The sequence below is a fragment of the Acidimicrobiales bacterium genome (assembly GCA_035536915.1).
GTDB lineage: Bacteria > Actinomycetota > Acidimicrobiia > Acidimicrobiales > JAHWLA01 > JAHWLA01.
In genome coordinates this window covers 106,830-129,091 of sequence record DATLNE010000031.1, presented here as the reverse complement: position 1 = coordinate 129,091, position 22,262 = coordinate 106,830, and the positions used below count along the sequence as shown (strand labels likewise).

22 protein-coding genes are annotated in these 22,262 nt (G+C 69.5%); 14 read left to right on the top strand and 8 right to left on the bottom strand.

Annotation, left to right across the window (positions count from 1 at the left end):
- Positions 1 to 149: 149 nt before the first annotated feature.
- The 7 genes from VM938_08145 to VM938_08115 are packed head-to-tail and all read left to right on the top strand — an operon-like array spanning position 150 to position 6,892.
- On the top strand, positions 150 to 842 hold the full coding sequence (locus VM938_08145; protein HVF75005.1) for a 2OG-Fe dioxygenase family protein: 693 nt from the start codon (positions 150 to 152) through the stop codon (positions 840 to 842).
- The gene (locus VM938_08140; protein ID HVF75004.1) at positions 839 to 2,152 is read left to right on the top strand and encodes a hypothetical protein; all 1,314 of its coding nucleotides are present in this window, start codon (positions 839 to 841) and stop codon (positions 2,150 to 2,152) included. The genes VM938_08145 and VM938_08140 overlap by 4 nt, the downstream gene beginning before the upstream one ends.
- Positions 2,149 to 2,877, top strand: coding sequence for a hypothetical protein (locus VM938_08135; protein ID HVF75003.1), 729 nt, complete (start codon positions 2,149 to 2,151; stop codon positions 2,875 to 2,877). Before VM938_08140 ends, VM938_08135 begins: the two co-directional genes overlap by 4 nt.
- A complete protein-coding gene (locus tag VM938_08130) occupies positions 2,834 to 3,751 on the top strand; it encodes an N-acetyltransferase (protein HVF75002.1) in 918 nt (305 codons plus the stop codon). Before VM938_08135 ends, VM938_08130 begins: the two co-directional genes overlap by 44 nt.
- Complete coding sequence (locus tag VM938_08125; GenBank protein ID HVF75001.1) at positions 3,748 to 5,130, top strand: amidase; 1,383 nt, start codon at positions 3,748 to 3,750, stop codon at positions 5,128 to 5,130. Before VM938_08130 ends, VM938_08125 begins: the two co-directional genes overlap by 4 nt.
- Positions 5,127 to 6,071, top strand: coding sequence for an ABC transporter ATP-binding protein (locus tag VM938_08120; GenBank protein HVF75000.1), 945 nt, complete (start codon positions 5,127 to 5,129; stop codon positions 6,069 to 6,071). The genes VM938_08125 and VM938_08120 overlap by 4 nt, the downstream gene beginning before the upstream one ends.
- The gene (locus VM938_08115; protein HVF74999.1) at positions 6,068 to 6,892 is read left to right on the top strand and encodes an ABC transporter permease; all 825 of its coding nucleotides are present in this window, start codon (positions 6,068 to 6,070) and stop codon (positions 6,890 to 6,892) included. Before VM938_08120 ends, VM938_08115 begins: the two co-directional genes overlap by 4 nt.
- A 71-nt stretch (positions 6,893 to 6,963) precedes the next feature.
- Here VM938_08115 and VM938_08110 read toward each other — a convergent pair whose 3' ends face one another.
- Both VM938_08110 and VM938_08105 read right to left on the bottom strand, forming a co-directional pair.
- The gene (locus VM938_08110; GenBank protein ID HVF74998.1) at positions 6,964 to 7,425 is read right to left on the bottom strand and encodes an Lrp/AsnC family transcriptional regulator; all 462 of its coding nucleotides are present in this window, start codon (positions 7,423 to 7,425) and stop codon (positions 6,964 to 6,966) included.
- On the bottom strand, positions 7,401 to 8,273 hold the full coding sequence (locus VM938_08105) for a phenylalanine 4-monooxygenase (protein HVF74997.1): 873 nt from the start codon (positions 8,271 to 8,273) through the stop codon (positions 7,401 to 7,403). The genes VM938_08110 and VM938_08105 overlap by 25 nt, the downstream gene beginning before the upstream one ends.
- Before the next feature lie 118 nt (positions 8,274 to 8,391).
- Between VM938_08105 and hppD the strand changes: the two genes are divergently transcribed.
- The 3 genes from hppD to VM938_08090 are packed head-to-tail and all read left to right on the top strand — an operon-like array spanning position 8,392 to position 12,080.
- On the top strand, positions 8,392 to 9,504 hold the full coding sequence (gene hppD / locus VM938_08100) for a 4-hydroxyphenylpyruvate dioxygenase (GenBank protein ID HVF74996.1): 1,113 nt from the start codon (positions 8,392 to 8,394) through the stop codon (positions 9,502 to 9,504).
- Positions 9,505 to 9,508: 4 nt separating this feature from the next.
- On the top strand, positions 9,509 to 10,990 hold the full coding sequence (locus tag VM938_08095; GenBank protein HVF74995.1) for a histidinol-phosphate transaminase: 1,482 nt from the start codon (positions 9,509 to 9,511) through the stop codon (positions 10,988 to 10,990).
- Positions 10,980 to 12,080 carry a fumarylacetoacetate hydrolase family protein gene (locus VM938_08090; protein ID HVF74994.1) on the top strand — a complete coding sequence of 367 codons (1,101 nt, stop codon included), beginning with the start codon at positions 10,980 to 10,982 and terminating at the stop codon, positions 12,078 to 12,080. The genes VM938_08095 and VM938_08090 overlap by 11 nt, the downstream gene beginning before the upstream one ends.
- Here the strand turns inward: VM938_08090 and VM938_08085 are convergent.
- Positions 12,025 to 12,831 carry an MEDS domain-containing protein gene (locus VM938_08085; GenBank protein HVF74993.1) on the bottom strand — a complete coding sequence of 269 codons (807 nt, stop codon included), beginning with the start codon at positions 12,829 to 12,831 and terminating at the stop codon, positions 12,025 to 12,027. The genes VM938_08090 and VM938_08085 overlap by 56 nt on opposite strands.
- Before the next feature lie 449 nt (positions 12,832 to 13,280).
- Between VM938_08085 and VM938_08080 the strand changes: the two genes are divergently transcribed.
- Positions 13,281 to 13,955 (top strand): TetR/AcrR family transcriptional regulator, encoded by a 675-nt coding sequence (locus VM938_08080; GenBank protein HVF74992.1) that lies wholly within the window; start codon positions 13,281 to 13,283, stop codon positions 13,953 to 13,955.
- Here the strand turns inward: VM938_08080 and VM938_08075 are convergent.
- On the bottom strand, positions 13,952 to 14,581 hold the full coding sequence (locus VM938_08075; protein HVF74991.1) for a TetR/AcrR family transcriptional regulator: 630 nt from the start codon (positions 14,579 to 14,581) through the stop codon (positions 13,952 to 13,954). The genes VM938_08080 and VM938_08075 overlap by 4 nt on opposite strands.
- An 89-nt stretch (positions 14,582 to 14,670) precedes the next feature.
- Between VM938_08075 and menC the strand changes: the two genes are divergently transcribed.
- Both menC and VM938_08065 read left to right on the top strand, forming a co-directional pair.
- Positions 14,671 to 15,753 (top strand): o-succinylbenzoate synthase, encoded by a 1,083-nt coding sequence (gene menC, locus VM938_08070; GenBank protein HVF74990.1) that lies wholly within the window; start codon positions 14,671 to 14,673, stop codon positions 15,751 to 15,753.
- Positions 15,754 to 15,826: 73 nt separating this feature from the next.
- Positions 15,827 to 16,951: a DUF222 domain-containing protein gene (locus tag VM938_08065; GenBank protein HVF74989.1), complete on the top strand. Its 1,125-nt coding sequence runs from the start codon at positions 15,827 to 15,829 to the stop codon at positions 16,949 to 16,951.
- Positions 16,952 to 16,966: 15 nt separating this feature from the next.
- On the opposite strand, the gene VM938_08060 is transcribed toward VM938_08065, so the two are convergent.
- Positions 16,967 to 17,614, bottom strand: coding sequence for a hypothetical protein (locus VM938_08060; GenBank protein HVF74988.1), 648 nt, complete (start codon positions 17,612 to 17,614; stop codon positions 16,967 to 16,969).
- A gap of 42 nt (positions 17,615 to 17,656) precedes the next feature.
- On the opposite strand from VM938_08060, the gene VM938_08055 reads away from it, so the two are divergent.
- Positions 17,657 to 18,229 (top strand): TIGR03086 family metal-binding protein, encoded by a 573-nt coding sequence (locus VM938_08055; GenBank protein HVF74987.1) that lies wholly within the window; start codon positions 17,657 to 17,659, stop codon positions 18,227 to 18,229.
- Between the two features lie 2 nt (positions 18,230 to 18,231).
- Here VM938_08055 and VM938_08050 read toward each other — a convergent pair whose 3' ends face one another.
- The 3 genes from VM938_08050 to VM938_08040 are packed head-to-tail and all read right to left on the bottom strand — an operon-like array spanning position 18,232 to position 22,255.
- A complete protein-coding gene (locus VM938_08050; protein ID HVF74986.1) occupies positions 18,232 to 19,188 on the bottom strand; it encodes a sensor histidine kinase in 957 nt (318 codons plus the stop codon).
- Positions 19,185 to 20,012 (bottom strand): MEDS domain-containing protein, encoded by an 828-nt coding sequence (locus VM938_08045; protein ID HVF74985.1) that lies wholly within the window; start codon positions 20,010 to 20,012, stop codon positions 19,185 to 19,187. Before VM938_08045 ends, VM938_08050 begins: the two co-directional genes overlap by 4 nt.
- Positions 20,009 to 22,255, bottom strand: a complete 2,247-nt coding sequence (locus VM938_08040; GenBank protein ID HVF74984.1) for an FdhF/YdeP family oxidoreductase — start codon at positions 22,253 to 22,255, stop codon at positions 20,009 to 20,011. The genes VM938_08045 and VM938_08040 overlap by 4 nt, the downstream gene beginning before the upstream one ends.
- Positions 22,256 to 22,262: the final 7 nt, after the last annotated feature.

Here is a 22,262-nt window from a genome sequence, read left to right as displayed (position 1 = left end):
CGAACAAGGGCTTCGTGACACTGACATCCCCCCAACTGTCGACGCTCCCGAAGGGAGCATTCACTTGCAAGGTGCATTTCGACGTGCGAAGGTAAAACCCTCGCAGTCTGGAGAACTGAGACAGGGGCGGTCTCAGAAGGGGGGCTTCAATGGCATTCGCGAGCGCAGGCTTTCAGATCATCTCGTTGCCGCGTCCGTCGGCCTCCGTACTGGAGGAGTTCGACGCTCTTCCCGTCGATCCTTACTGCGGAGGCAACCACCGCTTCCGAAGGTTTTCTCAGTACAAATTGGAATGGATGGGGCACTCGTGGCTTCTAACGTTGTTGCCCCATCGCCCGTTTATACAGTCAAAGCAGTATAATTCTTTCGCAGGTGGCATTCCCCGCCACCTCGAACCACTGCGAATCGATCCGTTCCCGCAGATCCAGGCTGCCGCCGAGATAATCGACCTTGACCGAACGCGGGCCTGGCAACTGAACGTCCACCAATGCCGAGTCGTTGCTACGGCAGACACGCCGGGCATCTCCGTCCCCGAAGGCCCTCATCGCGACGGCCACGAGATCGGCATGGTCGCGGTCTTTCGAAGGCACAACATCGCAGGCGGCGAGACGCACCTGTTGGCGAACGGCGGCACAGGCGAGCCTTTCTTCACCCATGTGCTACGTGAGAACGAGGCCGTCGTCTACCGCGACGAGGAGATGTTTCACTTCGCCACCGACGTGCGCGCCCTCGACGACACAGGGGGGTACCGCGACCTGTGGATCGTGGCCGTCAACTCGTGGGAGAACCGGCGGTACGGCGATGACTTCGAGGCGGGCGCGTTGGCCAAGGCCTCGCAATGACGGTAGGGACCGCACCTTCTTGGAGCGAACTGGCGGGCCGGTACGGAACGCCGGTCCATGTGCTCGACTTGGCCAAGCTGGCGGACAACGCGTCGGCATTCCGGCGCGCCTGGCAGCGGTGCGTAGCGCCCGTCGACGTCTACTACTCGGTGAAGACGAACTACCTGCCGCTGGTGTGCGCTCGCTTGGCCGCCGACGGCTGGGGCGCCGACGTGGTGGCCGGCCACGAACTGGAGTTGGCGTTGGCCAGCGGGTTCGAGCCGTCTCGGATCGTGTTCAACGGGCCGATGAAGACGGTCGACGAGATCCGGCGGGCGGTCGACCTCGGGATCCGGGTAAACGTCGATTCACCCGCTGATATCACGCTGCTCGAGAAGTTCGCCTCGTCCGAGCGCGTGGGCGTCGGCCTGCGAGTGCACCCGGGCCACAACGTTTACCGAAGCGACGACGCGGCCTATGCGCAGGCGGCCGAGTGGAGAGCGGCCCGCTCAAAGTTCGGTTGGGCACTGGGCGACCCGGCCACCGACGCTCTCACCGCGCGCGTCGCTGCGTCGGACTCGCTCGAATTGCGCGGCGTCCACTGCCACCTCGGCAGTCAGATCACCGACGAAGCCGCGTTCCTCGACGCGTTGCGCCCCGTCATGGCGTTCACCGCCCGCATGCGGCGGGACCACCCGATCGATTCACTCAACATCGGCGGGGGTTTCGGCGTGCCCGGCATAGACCGGCCGAGGGTTTCGAGTGCTGCGCCCGCCGAGGCCTCGGCGCTGCGGCGTCCCGGGCGCAGCTTCGACATGGAGCACTTCGTAGCGGGCGTGAACGACCTCCTCGACGAGCACAGCCTGACGGACCTGCGGCTGGCCTGCGAGCCCGGGCGCTACGTGGTGTCGGACGCCATGGTCCTCCTGAGCACAGTGGTGGGCGTGAAGCGCCAGGCACTCGGCGCCTGGGCTGTCCTCGACGGCGGCCTGAACCTGCTCCCCACCGCGGGGGTCGGGGAGGTGCGAGCGATGACCGTGGTCGGCGAGGCCCGGCCCGCTGCGCCTTACTTCGTCGGCGGGCCTCTCTGCTACGAGGGCGACGTCCTCAGCTATCGGGCCCTGCTCCCAGAAGACCTCTCCGAGGGTGAGTTGGTCGTCCTCCACGACACGGGGGCGTACTCGGTGTCACGGGCAACCAACTTCATCCGCCCTCGCGCCGGCGTGGTAGCCGTACACGGAGATCGCCATGAACTGTGTTGGCGGCCGGAGTCGTACGACGACATCTTCAGTTTCCACTGCACGACCAGCTTCGAGCCGACGGCGCGATGACGAGCCCTCGGATCATCGTCTTGTGGAGCACGCCGAGATCGGTGTCTACGGCCTTCGAGAAGGCGTTCGCCCAGCATCCGCAAGTGACGGTGCTGCACGAACCGTTCACCGACTGTTATTACTTCGGTCCTGCCCGCCGGTCGCGCCGCTACGGCGACTGCCCCGGGCTGGGAACTGCCGAGGGCAAGGACGTCGTCGCGGCCATCGAGGCGACGGCGTCCCCGATCGTGTTCGTCAAGGAGCTGGCCTTCCAAGGGCTCCCCTACGTCGACGACGACTTCCTGGCCCGCATCACGAACACGTTCATCGTGCGACACCCGGCTGCGGTCATCGCATCGTTGTCGCGCCTCAAGCCGGACGCCACCTCCGACGAGTTCGGCTTCCGCCCGTTGAAGCAACTCTTCGATCGCACGACGGGCGATCTTCAACAGGCGCCGATCGTGGTCGACGGCGACCGCTTTCGAGCCGACCCCGCCCGGGTGCTGCGCTCTTTCTGCGCCGTAATCGGCGTGGACTTCTGCGACGACATGCTCACATGGGACACCGGCGCCATACGGCCTTGGCTGCCCCATGAGGCGGAATCGCAGGCGAAGTGGCATCAAACGCTGGAATCGAGCACCCACATCCTTCCCCCCGTCGCTCCCCCCGACATCCCGGCGGAGTACGAGCACCTCCGAGCTGATGGGTTCGCGGCGTACCGCGACCTCGTCGCACACGCCTTGTAGGGAGAGACGAGTGGACCAGGCATCTGTAGATGTGCGTCAGGCGACGCGAGACGATCTCGCATGCGTCATGGCCATAGCTGAGGCTGCGTACAAGAAATACGTCGAGCGCCTCGGTCGACCTCCGGCACCCATGTACGAGGACTACGGCGAGGCCGTGCAGCGCGGCACCTTGCACGTGCTCGTGGCGGACGGCACGACCGTCGGCCTGCTGGAGGTCAAGGTGGCCGACGACCATGTGTACATCGAGAACGCGGCGATCACGCCCACGTACCAGAAGCGGGGGCTGGGCGTGCATTTTCTCATGCACGCAGAGGCGCAGGCGCGGGCTGCCGGCGTGAGCGAGCTTCGACTTCACACCAACGTGCGCATGACAGAGAACATCGCCCTGTATCAAGCAGCTGGTTTCACGGTCTTCGACCAACGCGAAGAGGACGGATTCGAGCGCGTGTACATGCGCAAGCCGGTCTGGGACGAGGATCGTTTCTTAGCCGTGCTCGACACCCACCATCGGTCCGCGATGTTGGCGTTGTTCGAGCACATCCAGGCATGCGGGCTGGACATCGAGTGGTCCTTCAGCGGCGCCGAGATCAGCTTCCGCCATGGTGACATGCCCTTGCCCGTCGGATGGGCCATCCCGCCCGGCACGGTGGGGTGGCTGTACGTCACCGACCTCACGCTGGGCTACGAGGAGGCGATTGCGCAGTCGGCCCCGTCGCTGACCGGCGCGCTCGAGGCCTACGTGGAACGCCTGCTCCGCGTCGAGGGAGGGACCCGGCCGGCGCGGCCGGAGTTCAACGGAGCCACGTTCGCGCCGTCGAGCGTCATCGGTGCGACAACCGCGTTCTTCGATGCGTTCACCCAGCTCGCCCGATGACGCTGCTCGACGAGGTCCAGGGCGCCGACGCCACCGGATTTGCCGAGGCCATCCGGCGCGGCGACCTCGACCCGGTGGAAGCGGTCACCGAAGCAGTCGAGCGGACGCGCGAGGCCCACGAACGGTTCAACTGCCTTTCCGCCGACCTCGGTGACGAAGCCGTCGATGCCGCCCGCCGAAGCGACCGCTCCGGCCCCTTCGCCTGCGTCCCCTTCCTCCTCAAGGACCTGGGGGCGACCCAGGCGGGCATGCCCTTCACCATGGGCAACCGCGTGCTGCGGAACGCGGGCTACCGGTCGCCTGCCGATACGCCGCTCGGGCAGCGCCTACGCGCCAGTGGGCTTATCGCCGTGGGCCGAGGCGCGACGTCTGAGCTGGGGCTCCAGACCACCACCCAGCCACTCGCCAACGGCCCGACCCGCAACCCTTGGGCCCCCGAGCGCTCCCCCGGCGGATCCTCGGGCGGCTCGGCAGTCGCCGTCGCCGTGGGTGCGGTGCCCTTTGCCCACGGCAACGACTTGGCGGGCAGCCTCCGCATCCCCGCCGCTTGGTGTGGCGTGTACGGGCTCAAGCCGTCCCGGGGACGCATGCCGTTGCCCTCCGACTTCGTCGACCCCTATGCGGTCGAGTTCGGCCTTGCCCGCTCGGTGCGCGACATGGGCGGCCTCCTCGACGCGCTGGCCGGAGCCGTGCCGGGCCAGCTCTATCACCCGGCCGCCACGCCGCCCTCGTTCATCGAGGCCGTCACACGCCCGCCGCACACCTTGCGCATCGGCGTGTTGGAAGCCGGCCCCATCGCGCCCTCGTGCGCTGCGGCGGTGGATCGCACCGTCGAAGCGCTCCGCCACGCCGGGCATCGCCTTGACGTGGTCGCCGGCGTGTTCGAGGGGGCACCCCTCGACGCCCTGCGTACTCTTGCCCGGGTCGGTGCACGGGCGCGCATGGCTCGCATCGCCCAGGCACTGGGGCGCGAGCTCGGCGAAGCCGACGTCGAGCCCTACACCTGGGCCTTGGCTGCGCCGACCGAGCCCGTCGGGGCCGAGGCCTACGAAGCAGCCCGCACCCGTGTGCACGTCTGGGGTGCAGCCGTGATCGAGCGTCAGGGTGACATCGACATCCTCCTCACGCCCACCGTGCCGGAGCCGGCGGTGCCGTTGGCCGACTACGACCCCCCGCCGGGCGACCCGCTCGCCGTGACCCGCCTGGTGGCACGCCACATCGCGTTCACCCAGCCCTTCAACGTCACCGGCCAACCCGCCCTCAGCATGCCCGCAGGCAGAGATGCCACGGGCTTGCCGGTAGGTGTGCAACTGGTGGGCCCGCCGGGCCGCGAAGACCTCTTGCTGTCTCTCGCCGCGTCGATCGAGGGGGCGCTGTGAACGACTACGTCATCGAGGCGGCGGCGTTGACCAAGGTGTACTCCAACGGGCTTCGAGCCGTGGACTCACTCGACCTCGCCGTGCGACGAGGGTGCATCTTCGGCTTGCTCGGCCCCAACGGCGCGGGGAAGACGACGACGGCAGGCATGCTGACCACCCGGGTGGCACCGACGTCGGGAACCGTGTCGATCTGCGGGATCGACACCGCCCGTCGGCCCGCCGAGGTGCGACGACGCATCGGCGTGGTACCCCAGGAGAACACCCTCGACCGCTCGCTGAACGTGCGCGACAACCTCGTGTTCCATGGCAGGTACTTCGGCATGGGCCGACGCGACTCGCAGCGGGCGGCCGACCGGTTGCTGGAGCAGTTCAAGCTGACCGAACGGGCGGGCGGCGACGTGCACCTCCTGTCCGGCGGCATGGTGCAACGGCTGATGATCGCCCGGGCTGCGTTGCACGACCCCGAGGTCCTGTTCCTCGACGAGCCGACGGCCGGGCTCGACCCGCAGAGCAGGCTGGCCTTGTGGGACGTCCTGCAGACTCTTCGCTCGGAAGGCCACACGATCGTCCTGACCACCCATTACATGGAGGAAGCCGACCTGCTCTGTGACGAAGTGGCCATCATCGACGCAGGCCGGATACTCGTACGGGGGACGCCGTCGGAGCTGAAGGACGGCGGCGGCCGCGTCGAGGCTCGTGTGGCGGTAGAAGGCGACGCCGACCTGTTCGCCTCCGTACTGGGCGACGATCCTCGGGTGGCCGCGGCGTCCTCGGTGAACGGCAGCAGCGTGGTGTTCTCCTTCGTCCGCGATGGTTCGCCTCTCGCCTTGGTGGGCGCCGTGGCAGAGCGCACGGCAACGGTCGTCACCGACTTCTCCGTGGTCGAGCGAACGCTGGAAAGCGTCTTTGTCGAACTGACGGGAAGGGAGTTGCGGGAGTGATCCTCTTGAGCCCGGAGCCTCGACGGGCGGGATTGCCGACCTACGCCCGGTCGTGCGCAGCCCTGTTCGCTCGCGACCTGTTCGTCGTGCGGCGCACGTTCGTCCCCTTCCTGCTGCGCACGGTGATGCAGCCGCTCATGCTCATGTTCGTGTTCACCTACCTGTTCCCGCGGATCGGGCAGGCAGTCGGGGGCGCGGCGGGAGCAGAGGCGTTCTCGGCCATGCTTCTGTCCGGAGTCGTCGGGCTGGCCATGGTCATGCAAGGCATTCAGTCCGTCGCCCTCCAACTGGTTCAGGAGATCGGCTTCACCCGGGAGATCGACGACCGGGCCATGGCGCCGGTGCCGCTGACCGGGGTCGTCGTGGCGCGTGCCCTGTCGGGGGCGTCGCAGTCGCTTATCGCCGCCCTCGTGGTCTTTCCCCTGGCATACGTCGTGCCCGCTACGCCGGTGCACCTCGACGTCGACTTCGCGTTGCTCGTTCCCACGCTGCTGCTGGGATCGCTCCTGGCCGCCTCCCTGGGGCTGGCCATCGGGACGATGTTCGACGCCCGGCACGTGATGCTGTTCTTCACCATCATCGTGTTGCCGCTGACGTTCCTGGGCGCCGTGTTCTACACCTGGAGCTCGCTGTCGACCGTCAGGTGGGTCCAGTTGCTCGTGCTCCTCAACCCGCTCATGTACCTGAACGAAGGCCTGCGGGCATCACTTACGGACGTCCCCCACCTCTCGCCCGCCGCCGTCTTCCCGGCGTTGGCCGCCATGTTGGTCGTCTCCTTGGTCGCCGGGGCCCGCGGCTTCGCCCGCCACGTCCGCTCCTAGCTGCGAAGCCGCCCGCTCTGGCACCCCGTTTTGCTGCGCAGGCGCCGCAAAACGGGGTGCCAGAACGAGGGTCAGGGGTCGGCGGTGGCTTGGATGGCGGGGAGCGTGCGGGTGGGGATGGGGGTCGACAGGGCCAGCAGCGTCGTCGTGCGGTTGATGCCGGCGATCTCCAGGATGCGGTTGATCACCCGGGCCAGGTCTTCGTTCGACCGGGCCACCACCCGCAAGAACAGGTCGCCCATGCCCGTGACCATGTGGGCCTCGACCACCTCGGGGATGTCGCGCAGGTGGTCGAGCACGTCGGGCGTACGGCCTTGGGCGATCTCCAGCGTGACAAAGGCCAGCACGTCGTAGCCGACCGCCTTGAGCGACACGTCGGGCCCGAAGCCGGTGATGATCCCCCGGGCCACCAGCTTGTCGAGCCGGGCTTGCACGGTGTTGCGGTTCACGCCCATCATCCGCGCCAGCGTGAGCACCCCCGCCCGGGGCTGCGCCGCCAGCGTGGCGATCAGGCGGCGGTCGAGGTCGTCCACCGCAACGCCGTCTCGTCGTCGAAGCCTTCGAGGAACCCCCGCAGCTCCTCCACCAACGCCGGGATCGACGGCGCCGCGAACAGCACCGGCTGGTAGTGGGTGATGTCGTAGTCGAGTGTCCCCATGGCGCCCCAGTCGAGGGGCCGGATCTCGGCCTTGCGGAAGTTGTCGAGCTCGCCGTACGACGACAGGACCCCCGCCCCGTACGTCCGCAGCTCGCTCCCCTCCCACGCCACGCCGAACTCGAAGGTGAACCAGAACACCTTCGACAGGAACAGCAGCGCCTCGGGCGTCTCCAGCCGCCGCACCACCTGCCCCACCACCCGACACAACGCCGCGAACTCAGGGTGGGCCAACTGGTTGGCGTGGCCCAGCACCTCGTGCACGATGTCGGGCTCGGGCGTGTAGAGCGGGACCGAGTGGTGGCGGATGTACTGCGTGGAGTGGAAGGTGCCGTCGGCGAACGAGCCGTAGAAGTCGCACAGCGGGGCCAACCCGGCCACGGGCAGGTACTTCCACCCGGTGAGCGGCGCCAGCCGCTCGGTCACCTCGTGCAACTGGGGAATGCGGTCTCGGGGCAAGGCCAGCGCCTCGACCGCCTCCAGGAACTCCCGGTTGGCGTACTCCCGGTGCTTGACCGCCAGCTCCCGGCTGACGATGCGCCACACCTCGTGCTCCGTCTCGGTGTAGGTCGGCGTGGGGATGGGGTCGCCGGGCTGGTAGTCGAGGGCCAACGCCGCCAGGTCGTCGCGCCGGCGCCGATAGGCCGGATCGGCAAAGCCGGGGTGGTCCTCGCTGAGCTCGACCCGCACTGCTCCGTCGAGCGCCGTCACCGGCGAGTAGGCCATAGCCCTGTCGTACCCCGACGGACGCAGTTCGTCTACCTCTCTCGGGAGAACTGGGCAATCTGCCTAACGAACGGCGGCTGATGTTGACAGTTCGGGGATCGAGGGGCATACCGGAGACATGACGCTCACCGCTGCGACTGTCGCCCCCGCAGAGTTGCTGACGGGATGGGACGCCGTCGAGATGTGGGTGGGCAACGCCCGAGCCTCCGCCCACTGGTTGGCCACCGGCTTCGGCTTCGACGTCGTCGGCTACGCAGGCCCCGAGACCGGCGTGCGCGACCGCACCAGCTGGCTCCTCCAGCAGGGCGACATCCGTTTCGTCGTCACCGCCGGCCTCACGCCCGACTCCGAGGTCATGGCCCACGTGCGCACCCACGGCGACGGCGTGAAGCGCCTGTGCTTCGAGGTGCCCGACGTGGAGCACGCCTTCCGGGCCGCCGTCGAGCGGGGCGCCGAGCCGGTCACGCCGCCGCACGAGCACCGGGGCGACGGCGGCATCGTGGTCACCGCCGAGGTCGCCACTTACGGCGACACCGTGCACGCCTTCGTCGACCGAAGCGCCTACGACGGCTTCGGCCCCGGCTTCACCACCGAGCGGCTGTTCGAGCCCCGCATCGGCGACCCGGCGCGGCTGCGCACCATCGACCACATCGTCGGCAACGTGGAAGAGGGCGTGCTGGAGGGGTGGGTGCGCTTCTACGAGGACACCTTCGGGTTCCGGCAGATGACGCACTTCGATCGCGACCAGATCTCGACGGAGTACTCGGCCTTGCGCTCGACCGTGGTACACAACGGCGGCCGCATCGTCATGCCCATCAACGAGCCTGCCGAGGGCCGGCGCAAGAGCCAGATTCAGGAGTACCTCGACGCCTACGGCGGCCCCGGCGTGCAGCACATCGCCATGGCCACCGACGACATCGTGGGCTCGGTGGCGTCGTTGCGCGACCGGGGCGTGCGCTTCCTCACTCCCCCGCCCAGCTACTACGAGGACGCCCGCCGCCGCCTCGACGGCATCGACCTCCCGTGGCACGACCTGTCGCGCCTCGGCATCCTCGTCGACCGCGAGTCGGGCGGCTACCTGCTCCAGGTCTTCACCGAGACGTTCGGCGACCGGCCCACGTTGTTCTTCGAGGTCATCCAGCGCGAAGGCGCCGGCGGCTTCGGCGAGGGCAACTTCAAGGCCTTGTTCGAAGCCATCGAGCGCGAGCAGGAGCGCCGCGGCAATCTCTGAGGCCATGCCTCGCCCCGCCATCGCCGACCTCCCCTCGTACCGGCCCGGCCGGAGCGTCGAGGGCTCGGCCAAGCTCTCGTCGAACGAGCAGCCCTTCGACCCGCTGCCGTCGGTGCGAGCCGCCCTGGCCGACGCCGGCGCCCGCATCAACCGGTACCCCGACCACCACGCCACCGCCGTGCGCGAAGCAGTGGCGGCGCGGCTGCACGTGCCGGCGGAGTGCATTGCGGTGGGGTGCGGCAGCGTGGGTCTGCTGCAACAGCTGTGCCTGGCCTACGCCGGCCCCGGTGACGAGGTCGCCTTCGGGTGGCGGTCGTTCGAGGCGTACCCGATCATGACGACGATCGCCGGGGCCGAGGCGGTGACCGCGCCGCTGGTGCGAGACACCATCGACGTCGGTGCGCTGCGCATCACCGAGCGGACCAAGCTGGTGCTGCTGGCCAACCCCAACAACCCGACCGGCACGGCGCTCGACGACAGCGGGCTCACCGCCTTCCTGGGCGACGTGCCGCCCACGTGCCTGGTCGTGCTCGACGAGGCCTACCGCGAGTTCGTCACCCGCGACGACGTCGTCGACGGCCTCGCCCGGGTGAAGGCACATCCCAACGTCGTCGTCCTGCGCACCTTCTCCAAGGCCTACGGACTGGCCGGACTGCGCATCGGCTACATGGTTGCCGACCCCGAAGTGGTGGCCGTGGTCGACAAGGTGCTGATCCCCTTCGCCGTCAACGCCGTGGCGCAGGCCGCCGCCCTGGCCTCGCTCGCGGCCGACGACGAGCTGCACGAGCGGGTGGCCGCCGTGGTGGCCGAACGCACTCGGGTGCGGCGGGCGCTGTTCGAGCTGGGCTACGCCACGCCCGACTCGCAGGCCAACTTCGTGTGGATGCCCACTGTGGACGTGCCCGGCGTGGTGACCCGCCCGTTCCCGGAAGGCATGCGCGTCACCATCGGCACGCCCGAGGAGAACGACCGCTTCCTGGCCGGCTTGCCGCCGGCCGACGACCCCACGCACGCCTCCCGGGTGGCGGCCGTGCTCGACCGCATCGACGGCGTGCGGGCGCGCTTGCCGCGCTTGGCCGACACTCCCCGGCGGGGGCTGACCGATCCCGACCCAGGCGGCACCGAACGGTGGGACGAGGGGCAGGCGTGGGCGCACATCGGCGAGTTCGGCCGCTACTGGTTGGTCGAGCTCGACAAGGTGCTGGCGTCCGACGGGGCGCCGTTCGGCCGGGTGAAGTCCGACCCAGCGCGGGTGCGATGGATCGACGGGCACCGACACGACGAGCGGCGGGCGCACCTGACGGCGGCCATGCGCGCGCTCGACCGCTTGGCCCACGTGGTGTCGTCGTTGTCGCCCGAGGACTGGCGGCGCCACGGCGTGCACTCGAAGCTGGGCGCCATGGACGTGCCCCGCATCCTCGACGAGTTCCTCGTCGGCCACTACGAAGAGCACGCCGACCAGTTGGAGAAGCTCGATGCGGGTTAGCTCCTACGGGGTCACCCGCACAACAGGTTGCGTCGGGCGCGTCGGCGACCACGTGGTCGACCTGGCCCGAGCGCTCGACGACCCCGTGTTCGCCGAGCCCGCCCTCAACGCCTTCATGGCCGCAGGCCCCACGGCGTGGCGGGAGGCCTACAACCGCCTGGCCGACATGGAGCCACGCGAGGAACTGCTGACGCCGCTGGCCGAAGTGACACTCGTGCTCCCGTGGCGGCCCGCCGACTACGTCGACTTCTACGCCTCGGAGTCGCACGCCACCAACCTGGGTCGCATGTTCCGGCCCGACAGCGAGCCGCTGCTCCCCAACTGGCGCCACCTGCCGGTCGGCTACCACGGCCGGGCTGCCACCCTGGTCGTCAGCGGCGAGCCTGTCTACCGCCCACAGGGACTAACGGTACGACCGGGCGACGAACGCCCGACGCTGCGGCCCACCGCCATGCTCGACGTCGAGGTCGAACTGGGGGTGATCGTGGGTGTGGGCTCCGAACGCGGGCACCCGGTTCCCACAGAGCAGGCCTGGGACCACATCTTCGGCTTCGTCGTCGTGAACGACTGGTCGGCCCGCGACATCCAGTCGTTCGAGTACCAGCCGCTCGGGCCGCACCTGGGCAAGTCGTTCGCCACGTCGGTCTCGGCGTGGGTCACCCCCGCCGCAGCAGTCCCCTTGGTAGAGGGGCCGCCCCAGGACGTCGACCCCTACCTGCGCGTCGACGGCCCGCGGGTGCCCGACCTCGACCTCGCCCTGGAGCTCAACGGCACCGTGGTCTCTCGCACCAACGCCCGCGAGCTGACGTGGGGCCCAGCCCAGCTGGTCGCCAATGCCACCGTCAACGGCGCCGCCATGCGCACCGGCGACCTCTACGCCAGCGGCACCATCTCGGGCTGGGAGCCCGACTCGTTCGGCAGCCTCATCGAACTGACGTGGCGGGGCGAGCGGCCGCTGACGCTCGACGACGGCTCCACCCGCACGTTCCTCCAGGACGGCGACGTGGCCACCATCCGCTCCTCGATCGGCGAGGTCAGCGGGCGAGTCGAACCTCTGCCCGAAGCTGCGGGGTGGCGCCCCAGCCGGTGAGGGCCAACAGCCGCTCGACCACGGGCGGCACGTTGCGCAGCACCAGGGCGGCACCGGCGGGCAGGCGGCGCGCCGCCGATACGAGGGCGCGCACGGCTGCGATGTCGACGAAGGCGACGTCGGCCAGGTCGACGTCGAGGTCGCCGGCGGCGATGCAGGCGGCCAGGACGTCGCTGTCGTTGAAGTCGACCTCGCCCGCCACGCGCATGGTGCCGTTGCGCCGACTGGCGACGAAGCCCGCCGAGCCGCACACCTCGTGATGACACGCCAGCGCCACCGCGGCGCTGTCGAAGACACGACGGTCGTACTGGCACAAGCCGACCAGGGAGCCTTCGTCGAACAGCGCGTTGACGTCGCGCTCGTACTCGTCCAAGCGCTCGGTGCCGGGCGCGCCGCGGGTCGCCCAACCCATCTCGGCGGTGACCCGCAAGCCGGCGTAGCCCGCAGCCAAGGCGTCGTGCACCCGTACGCGCACCAGGTCCTTGACGTCGTCGGGGTCGAAGGTGCCCCCCGCCAGGTACGCGGTCGCAGCCGGCTCCACGGCCAAGCCACCGGAGCGCAGCAAGGCGGCGCTGTCGATGCCACGGGCGTCGAGCAGGCGGGCCACGACCTCGGGCGCCGTGCCGTCGGAGAGGTACAGCAGCCGCTGATGCCGAGCCACGCCGTCGGCCAGGAACTGCCCCACGACGACGTCGCGCTGAGCGTCGTCGTCGTAGTAGCAGCAAGCGTGACGCCCGTCGTCGACCTGCATCGTGCCCACCGACCTTTCGCCCCCGCGGCCGCGTCCGAAGGGAGGATACCTTCTGTCTTCATGCGAAGAAATGGGGTACCGCCTGCGTAGACCGCAAAACAGCGTTACCGTTACCAGGAGAAGAGCGACGCGACCCCCGGGCGATTGGGGTGCGCGGTTCGCGGGCAAAGATATGATAGAAGTGTCTCAAAGCAGAGTGTCCCGATCAGAATTTCCTTCTTGATTGGACATGAACGGTCGTGAGACGTAGTATTCAACTAACTTGAGTTCCAAGCTTCCGAGCTTGGTGCTCGGACAGGTTTCTGCGACGTGCCCCCCGCGTCGCAGAAATAGGCCGGTCGGCGTCGCTTCCCGCGTAGCCGGCGTCGACCGGCCGCCTTTTTCGGCTGCCGTAGAGCGCCCCCTCCGTAGTACCCTGCCTTCGTCGCAATCGACGAAGGCAGGTTCTATTGACCAGCACCGACGCGGGCACCGGTGCAGACGATGCAGCTGAAAACCGGTGGCCACGAGCGTCGGCCGCCCGAGCTACTCGGGAGCGGGGGCGCCGCACCCTGGTGAAGCTGCTCGATGCTGCTGTAGCCGAGCTCACGGCCTACGGGTACGCCGGGGCGCGAGTGGCGCGGGTCGCCAAACGAGCAGGCACCTCGCACGGGACGTTCTACGTGTACTTCGAGGACAAGGACGACCTGCTCGTCGCCATCCTCCAAGAGATCGAGGTCGAGGTGAACTCGGTGCTCACTTCGGTCCCCGCCTTCGAACCTGGCCCCGAAGGCGCGGCCGCCGTGCGCCAGTGGGTCGAGCAGGTGTGCAGCGTCTTGCAACGCCACGGGCCTGTGCTCGCCGCCATCACCGACGCCATGACGAGCCTCGACAACCCCAAGGTGGCGTCGTTCGCCATGAGCAACCTGGGAGCGTGGACGACGTCACTGGCCGACCGCATTCGGGCGGCGAGGCCGGAGGGCGTCGACCCCAACGTGGCCGCCCTGGCCGTGCACGCCATGATCGAGGCGGCCAACCGGGCCGTGTTCATCGGCGACCTCATGGTCGGCTTCGACGAACTGGTCAACGGGCTGAGCGAGTTCCTCTATCGGTCGCTGTTCGGCGCTGCGGCCGAATCGTCCTAACGCCGGCCGACGCGGAGGCGGGTGGTGGGAGCCTCTGGTGTGGCGCCGTAGTAGGCCCGGTGCACCATGGCCGCCAGCGTCGAGGGCAGCCGGCCGGGGTCGATCGTGGAGTACCGGGATGTGGCGTACTCGAACGAGCGGCTCAGCAAGAGGAAGAGCATGGCCGCCTGCAGCTCGGGGTCGACGGCCGACGGCGCGGCGTTCTCCTTGATGGAAGCGGCCACGGCCTCGACGAAGGAGCCGAGCACGTTGGCCGCCTCGGCTTGCAGCGGGGAGTCGGGCTCCACCCGTCGTTCGAAGTAGGCCCGGATGACACCGCCGTGGCGGGCGAACACTTCCCCAAAACGGGCGAACAGCTCTTCGAGCGCCCGGCGCCCGTCGGGGCCGGCATCGACGGTGCGCAGCTCGCCGATCACCGTCTTGAGATCAGCGAAACAGGAGCCGGTGAGCACCCAGAACAAGTCTTCCTTGCTCTTGAAGTAGCGGTAGAACGTGGCACGGGAGGCAGCGGCGCGGTCGATGATGTCGTCGACGGTGGCGGCTGCGTAGCCGACATCGGCGAACACCGATCGGCCTGCGTCGAGAAGCCGATCCCGAAGCGTGGGCTGCTGCGTGTCTACGGTCATGACGTTCGTGTCGCATGATAGGAGCCGATGACGCCACTCCTTTGCATCACGTTGCTTTTCCTGTCATCGCGAGCCTCCATAGAGGCGCCGTGAGGGTCGAGGAAGTCGAACTGCGCCGCGTCGCGCTCCCGTTGGCGACCCCGTTCCGCACCGCGGCGGGCACGACGTCGGTGCGCGACCTGTTACTGGTGCGGGTGGGCACCGACGAAGGCGACGGGTGGGGCGAGTGCGCAGCGTTGGGCGAGCCCGGTTATACGGCCGAGTACGTCGAGGGTGCGCACGCGGTGATCGAGCGCTACTTCGCGCCTGCGTTGCTGGCGGGCGCTGCGGGCGTGCGGGTCGTGGGCCACCACATGGCCAGGGCGGCAGTGGAGGGCGCCGTGCTCGACGTGTCGTTGCGGGCCGAGGGGCGGTCGCTGGCCGAGTTCTTGGGAGCGACCCAGCAGCGGGTGGCAGTGGGGGCGGCCATCGGGTTCACGGGGTCGGTGCCCGACCTGCTCGACCGGATGGGCACCGCGGTGGCCTCGGGGTACCGGCGGGTGAAGCTGAAGATCGAGCCGGGGTGGGACGTCGAGCCGTTGGCGGCCGTGCGCGACCGCTTCGGTGACGGGGTTCAGGTGCAGGTCGACGCCAACGGGTCGTACACCCGTGACCACGTCGAGCACCTGGCGAGCCTCGACCGCTTCGGGCTGGTGCTGGTCGAACAGCCCCTGCCCGCTCGTGACCTGCTGGGGCACGCCGCGCTGGCGCGGCGCATAGCGACGCCGGTGTGCCTCGACGAGTCGATCGAGTCGGCCGACGACGCGTTGGTGGCCTTGGAGTTGGGCGCGTGCTCGGTGGTGAACATCAAGCCCGGTCGGGTCGGTGGCTACCGGGAGGCCCGGCGGGTGCACGACGTGTGCGTGGAGCGGGGGGTGCCCGCGTGGTGCGGCGGGATGCTGGAGAGCGGCATCGGGCGGGCGGCGGCGCTGGCCGTGGCCGCGCTCCCCGGCTTCACGTTGCCTGCCGACCTGGCGGCGTCGGACCGCTATTACGCCGAGGACCTCACCGAGCCGTTCGTGCTCGATGCCGAAGGGAACTTGGCGGTGCCGACGGGGCCGGGCATCGGGGTCACGCCGCGGCTCGACGTGCTCGATGCGGTGACGACGTCTGTGGTGCGCATCCAGCCCTAAAGACGGGCAGAATTCCCTTTGTTTACAAGGGTTTTTGCTTGATTTGCTGATCGAACGTGTGTACGATCAGAGCGTGGTTGGAGAACTGCGGGACGTCGTCGAAAAGCTGGAAGTTCCGCTCGACGGCGACGCCCTGGCAGAGGTCTTGAAGGTGGCGGACCTGCTCAACGCGAAGCTGGCGGCGGCGGTCGGCGAGTTCGACGCCGAGGCGATGTGGGAGCTCGACGGAGCGACGTCGATGACGGCCTGGCTGCGGCACCACGCGGGCATGACGTCGAGCACCGCCAAGTCAGCGGCGTCCACTGCGAAGAAGCTCCGCACCCTGCCGATGACGGCGGCGTGCTGGTTGTCAGGGGCTCTGTCGGGCGGCCAAGTGCAAGCGATCGTGCGCAACGCCACGCCGGAGTTCGCAGAGCACGAGGCGGCGGTCGTGCCCGCGTTGGTCGACCTGTCGGTGGCCGACACGGCGGTGGCCATGCAGCAGTGGAAGGCGACGCTCGACATCGAGCCCACGTTCGACCAAGGCGTGCACCTCTCGCAGACCTTGGACGGCCAGTGGGACCTCACGGGTTCGTTGGACCCGCTGGGCGGCGAGACGGTGGCCACGGCGTTGCGCTTGGCAATGGTCGACGACCCCGACGTGCTGCCGTCGCAGCGGCGGGCGGACGCGCTGGTCGATGTCTGCAGGTTCTTCCTCGACCACCAGAGCGGTCGGCGCGGTGGCAGGCACCGGCCGCACCTCAACGTGGTGGTCGACTACGACGCCCTGGTGCGGGGCAAGGGCGGCAGCTTCGTCGGCGGCGGGCTGCTCGACGCCTCGGCGGTGCAGGCGCTGGCGTGCGACGCAGCGATCCACCGAGTGGTGACCGACGGCCGGAGCACGATCCTCGACTACGGCACCTCCACCCGCACGATCCCGGCCCCGCTGTGGTCGGCGCTGGTCCTGCGTGATCGGCACTGCCGCTTCGAGGGGTGCGACCGCCCGTCGCAGTGGTGCGAGGCCCATCACGTGGTCCCGTGGCACGACGGCGGCACCACCAGCCTCGACAACCTGGTGCTCAAGTGCAGCAGGCACCACCACCTCGGCCACCAGCCGGGTTGGTCCGAAAAGCTCAAGCCCGACGGCACCCTGGTGATCACCGACCCACGGGGCCGAACCCGCACCACCCGACCACCGGGCACGTTGACTTCGCGGTAGCTACACGTCGCACTCTCAGCCGGTGGTGGTGGTCTGGTGTTCGGCGCGGGCGCGTTGGCTGGCGCGGTAGGCGGCGTCGCGGAGGCGGTTCAGGGGGCCGACGGGCTCGATGCCGCCACCGCTGTTGGCGGGGTTGAAGTGCAGTTCCTGCGACACCTCGTCGGGCAGCGGGTCGTGCAGCTCGACGAAACCGGCCGCGCGCCACGGGCCGGTGGCCGTGGCCGCCGTCAAGCGGAACGTGCGCTCCTCGGTCAGCTCGCCGCCGAACACGACCGTCTCGCAGCCGGCCCGGAAGAACAGGATCGACGAGTACGGCCGGGCGCAGGCGTCGGCCGCGGGCCACAGCAGGTGGCGGGCGCCGGGGGCGCTGCCAGAGGTGACGAGCAGGAAGTCCTGCTCGGGCTCGAGGATCTTCACGGCGAAGCCGAGCACGTCGGGCAGGCGGCCGGGCAACCCGATCCCTTTCGACATGCGCACCACCGCCCGCCGGGGCTCGCCGTCGGCGAACAACGGGGCGTCGAAGGCACCGGCCACCGGGTTGAACGTCGCCTCGAAGCCGCCGCCGACCGGGTGGAAGACTCGCTTGCGCCTGCCTGCGGTCAGTGCGCCGAACAGCGCGGCGGCGCCCGCCCGCGCCACGGCACCAGGAAGAGACGTCGACATGGGCCTCGCTGTACCCCGCGACGCCCAAAGTACGCTCCGCCCATGGACTTCTTCGAGGCTCTCGACCGGTCGGCGGCGGACTTCGAACGGCGCCTGCGGGCGGTGCGGGCCGACCAGTGGGAGGCGCCGACGCCGTGTGAGCAGTGGTCGGTGCGCGCCCTCGTCAACCACGTGGTCGGGGCCAACCGCATGTCGGTCGCCCTCCTGCACGGGGCCACGTCCGAAGAGGTCGTGGCCGCGTGGGGCAGCGACTTCCTCGGCGACAACCCTTTGGCCTCGTTCCTCGACAGCGTGGCCGCACAACGGGCGGCCTTCGCCGAAGACGGCGCCCTCGAGCGCACGTGCGCCCACCCCACCGCAGGCCCTATCCCCGGCTTCCAGCTCTTCGGCTTCCGCATCGCCGACCAGGCGCTGCACGCATGGGACCTGGCCCGCGCCATCGGCGCCGGCGAGCAACTCGATGCCGAGGTCGTGGAACTGCTCTACGGCGGCATGGAACCGATGGCCGACGACCTGGCCACAGGCGGCATCTTCGGCAAGGGTCGCAGCGGCACCGTGCCCGACGACGCGCCCCTCCAGGCCAAGCTGCTCGACCTGGCGGGTCGACGCCCCTAGAACTAGACGTTCATGCGGAGGCGGACGATGCTGCCCGCCGCCGAAGACCGCACCTGCACGAGGTCGCAGAGCTGGTTCACCAGCCACAGGCCGCGGCCGCCCTCTTGCTCTGCGGCAGGACGGTAACGGCCGATCATGGGCTCGTTGATCACGCCGGTGTCGCGCACCTCGCACACCACGGCGCTGCCGTCGCGCCACAAGCGCACGGTGCCCTCGCCGCCGCCGTGGCGGAGGCTGTTGGTGGCCAACTCGTGCACAGCCAGCACCAGGTCGTCGATGCGCAGCGGTGCGAGGCCGCAGGCCATGGCGTGGCGCGACACGAACCCGCGCACCTCGTCGAGGCGCCGCGGTTGGAACGACAGTTCCTGCGGCGTGAACGGCGGCTCGGGCAAAGGCTGGGCCAGCGAGTGCAGCGTGCCCTCGGTGTCGAAGCAGTCGCTGCCTGCGCATGTGCCGCCCGACATCACGTAGGGATGGGTGCGACGGGCGTCGGCCACCACCGCGGGGTCGAGCGTGGTCGTGTCGTACGGGCACAAGAGCCACCAGCCGGGGCTCTCGGCGAACGCCACGTTCAGCAGCGACTCGTGGCTGCGGCATTCGACCATCTCGTCGGCCGTGCGTTCGGCATAGGCGGGCTCGCCTACGCCACGCATGGGGCGGCCCTCGCCGCCGTGGGTGGCCACGAAGTCGCGCCACACGGGGATGATACGAGCGGGGTTCTGGCCGACGTCGGCCATGTCGGCGAACTGCACGCCTGCGGCCTTGGGGCCGAGGGCGGCGGTGAGCATGGCCACCTTGGCCGCATTCACCACGACCAGCACCGGCTCGCCCGCATCGACGCCTTCGCCGATGAACTCGACCATGCGGTCACGGAACTCGTCGAGGCCTGCGTAGAACAGCGCCTCGTGCCGGAAGGCGCTCTCGTAGCCGGTGGATCCCAGCGCGGACGTCGTCGTCATCGGACCACTTCCACGACCGGCGCCAGGGCGTCGTAGCCGAGCAGCGTCCAGCACCGCACGAACGTTTCCGACGGGCCTTCGAGTTGGATGCGAACGGTCGGGACCGACGCGGCGGCGGTGGCGATGGCACGCATGCCCGCCACGTCGATGAAGGCCAAGCCCGTGAGCCGCACCCGGACGGGGCCGGACGCAGCCGCCGAGGCCAAGGCGAAGCCGAAGGCGTCGGCATTGAAGCAGTCGACCTCGCCGGCGACGTCCCAGCATTGCGGGCCGCCACTCCAGACGCGGAAGCCGAGGTTGTCGGGGGGTCGGCCGAACTCCTGCGGGTGCACGGTGTTCACCTGCGCGACCTCCTCGGCCGAGTACGTAGTGGTGCGGTAGGCACAGATCACGACGGCACCGAGTTGGTGGACGACGGCGTCGAGGTTCAATTCGAAAGCAGTCAGCTCTTCAGGGGTGACCCGCCTGGCCACCCAGTCCATGTCGGCGACAACTCGAAGGGCCCGATAGCCCTCCTTGGCCGCCGAGGCGGCTTCACGATGGAACATCTCCAGCATGACGCTGGGCACCAGCGCGCCGCCACCCAGGACGGTGACGGCCGGGTCGAGGGCCGCTGTGGCTGCGGCAGGCCCGGGCGAGGCCGCCAACGTCGCTTCGGGCCCGAAATAGAAGACCTTGTCGCCGTCGTTCGTGCCTGCAGCCATGCACGAGGTCGCCAGCCGGTGGTAGTCGTCGTCGGTGTCGACCGCCCAGCACACGTGCTCGCCGGGAGCGAGCGCGCCGATATCGGCCACCGCGCCGGTCGTCCTCGTCCCACTGGTCATCGAACAAATGGTACGTGGCCCGAGGGCTCAAGCCGAACGACGACCGACTTCGACGTCGGCGTGTTGCTGCCCTCGGCGGTGCTGTCGAGGGGCACCAGCACGTTGGCTTCGGGGAAGTAGGCCGCGCAGGTGCCCGGCGTCACCGGGTAGGACACGATGCGGAAGCGCTCGGCCCGGCGCTCGCCGTCGTGGTGCTCCCCCACCAGGTCCACCACGGTGCCGTCGGACAAGCCGAGCGGGCGGAGGTCGTCGGGGCTGACGAACACCACGCGGCGGTCGTTGCGGATGCCGCGGTAGCGGTCGTCGAGGCCGTAGATGGTGGTGTTGAACTGGTCGTGCGACCGGACGGTCATGAGCATGAGGCGCCCTGGCGGCGCACTGGCCACGGTGAGCGGGTTGACGCTGAAGCGGGCTCGCCCAGTCGGCGTGTCGAACCGGCGGGCGTCGCGAGGGCCGTTGGGGAGGGCGAAGCCGCCCGGTTCGCGCACCCGATGGTTGAAGTCGTCGAAGCCGGGCACCACCCGGGCGACGGCGTCGCGCACGGCGTCGTAGTCGGCTTCGAAGCGGGTCCAGTCGACAGTGGAGCGGCCGCCGAGGGTGCGGGCCGCCAGTCGGGCCACGATCGCCACTTCGGAGAGCAGGTGCGGCGAGGCGGGGGCCAGCCGTCCCGTCGATGCGTGCACCAAGCCCATGGAGTCCTCGACGGTGACGAACTGGCCGCGGTCGCGTTCGGTGCGACCGAGGCACGGCAGGATCAGGGCCTCCTCGCCGGTGACGAGGTGCGAGCGGTTCAACTTGGTGGAGACGTGCACGGTGAGGCGGCACCGGCGCAGGGCCGCGGTGGTCGCCGCGGTGTCGGGCGCGGCGGCCACGAAGTTGCCGCCCAGGCCGAAGAACACCTTGGCGCGGCCCTCGGCCATGGCGTTAATGGCGTCGACCGTGTCGAAGCCCGAGCGGGTGGGCGGGTCGAAGGCGAACTCTGTCCTCAGCGCCGCGAGGAAGGCGGGGCCAGGTTGCTCGGTGATGCCCATGGTGCGGTCGCCTTGCACGTTGGAGTGGCCTCGCACCGGGCACAGCCCGGCGCCCGGACGGCCGATGTTTCCCCGCAGGAGGCAGAAGTTCACGAGCTCGCGGATGGTGGCCACCGAGTTGCGGTGCTGGGTCAGGCCCATGGCCCAGCACACGATCACCTTGTCGGCGGCCAGCACCTCGTCGCGCAAGGCTTCGACGTCGGCCCGCCCGATGCCCGACGCCGCCTCCAGTTCGGCCCAGTCGAGCTCTTTGAGGGCGGCGGCGTAGTCGTCGAAGCCGGTGGTGTGCTGGTCGACGAAGGCGCGGTCGACGGCATCGGCTTCGATCAGCAGCCGATTGAGCCCGAGGAACAACGCCAGGTCGCCGTTGACCCGAACCTGCACGAAGCGGTCGGCCAGTTGCGTGCCCTTGCCGATCCAGCCCCGGGCTTTTTGCGGGTTCCGGAAACGGGTGAGGCCTGCCTCGGGGAGGGGGTTGACGGCCACGATGCGGCCGCCGTTGCGCTTGGTGCCTTCGAGGGCGCCGAGCATGCGGGGGTGGTTGGTGCCGGGGTTCTGGCCCACCACGAGCACGAGGTCGGCGACGGCGAAGTCGGCCAGGGTGACGGTGCCTTTGCCGATCCCGATGGTCTCGCCCAAGGCGACGCCGCTCGACTCGTGGCACATGTTGGAGCAGTCGGGCAGGTTGTTGGTGCCGAACTGGCGCACGAAGAGTTGGTAGAGGAAGGCCGCCTCGTTGTTGGTGCGGCCCGACGTGTAGAAGACGGCTTCGTCGGGCGACGCCAACTCGTTGAGTCGGTCGGCCACCAAGGCGAAGGCGTCGTCCCAGCCGATGGGCTCGTAGCGTTCGCTGCCTGCCCGCCGGACCATGGGCTCGGTCAGGCGGCCCTGTTGGCCCAGCCAGAAGTCGTCATGGGCCGACAGGTCGGCGACGGTGTGTGCGGCGAAGAACTCCGGCCCGATGCGCTTGGTGGTCGCTTCCTCGGCCAGCGCCTTGGCCCCGTTCTCACAGAACTCCGCATGGCTGCGCTCGCCCGGCGGCGGCTCGGGCCACGCGCAGCCCGGGCAGTCGAAGCCGTCAGGCTGGTTGATGCGCAGCATGGTGGCCGCCGTGCGCCGCACCCCCATGGCAGGCAGCGCGTGGCGCAGGGCAGACACGACCGCCGTCGGCCCCGCCGCTTCGTCCTCGGGCCCGGTCTGCCGCCCTGTCATACGACGA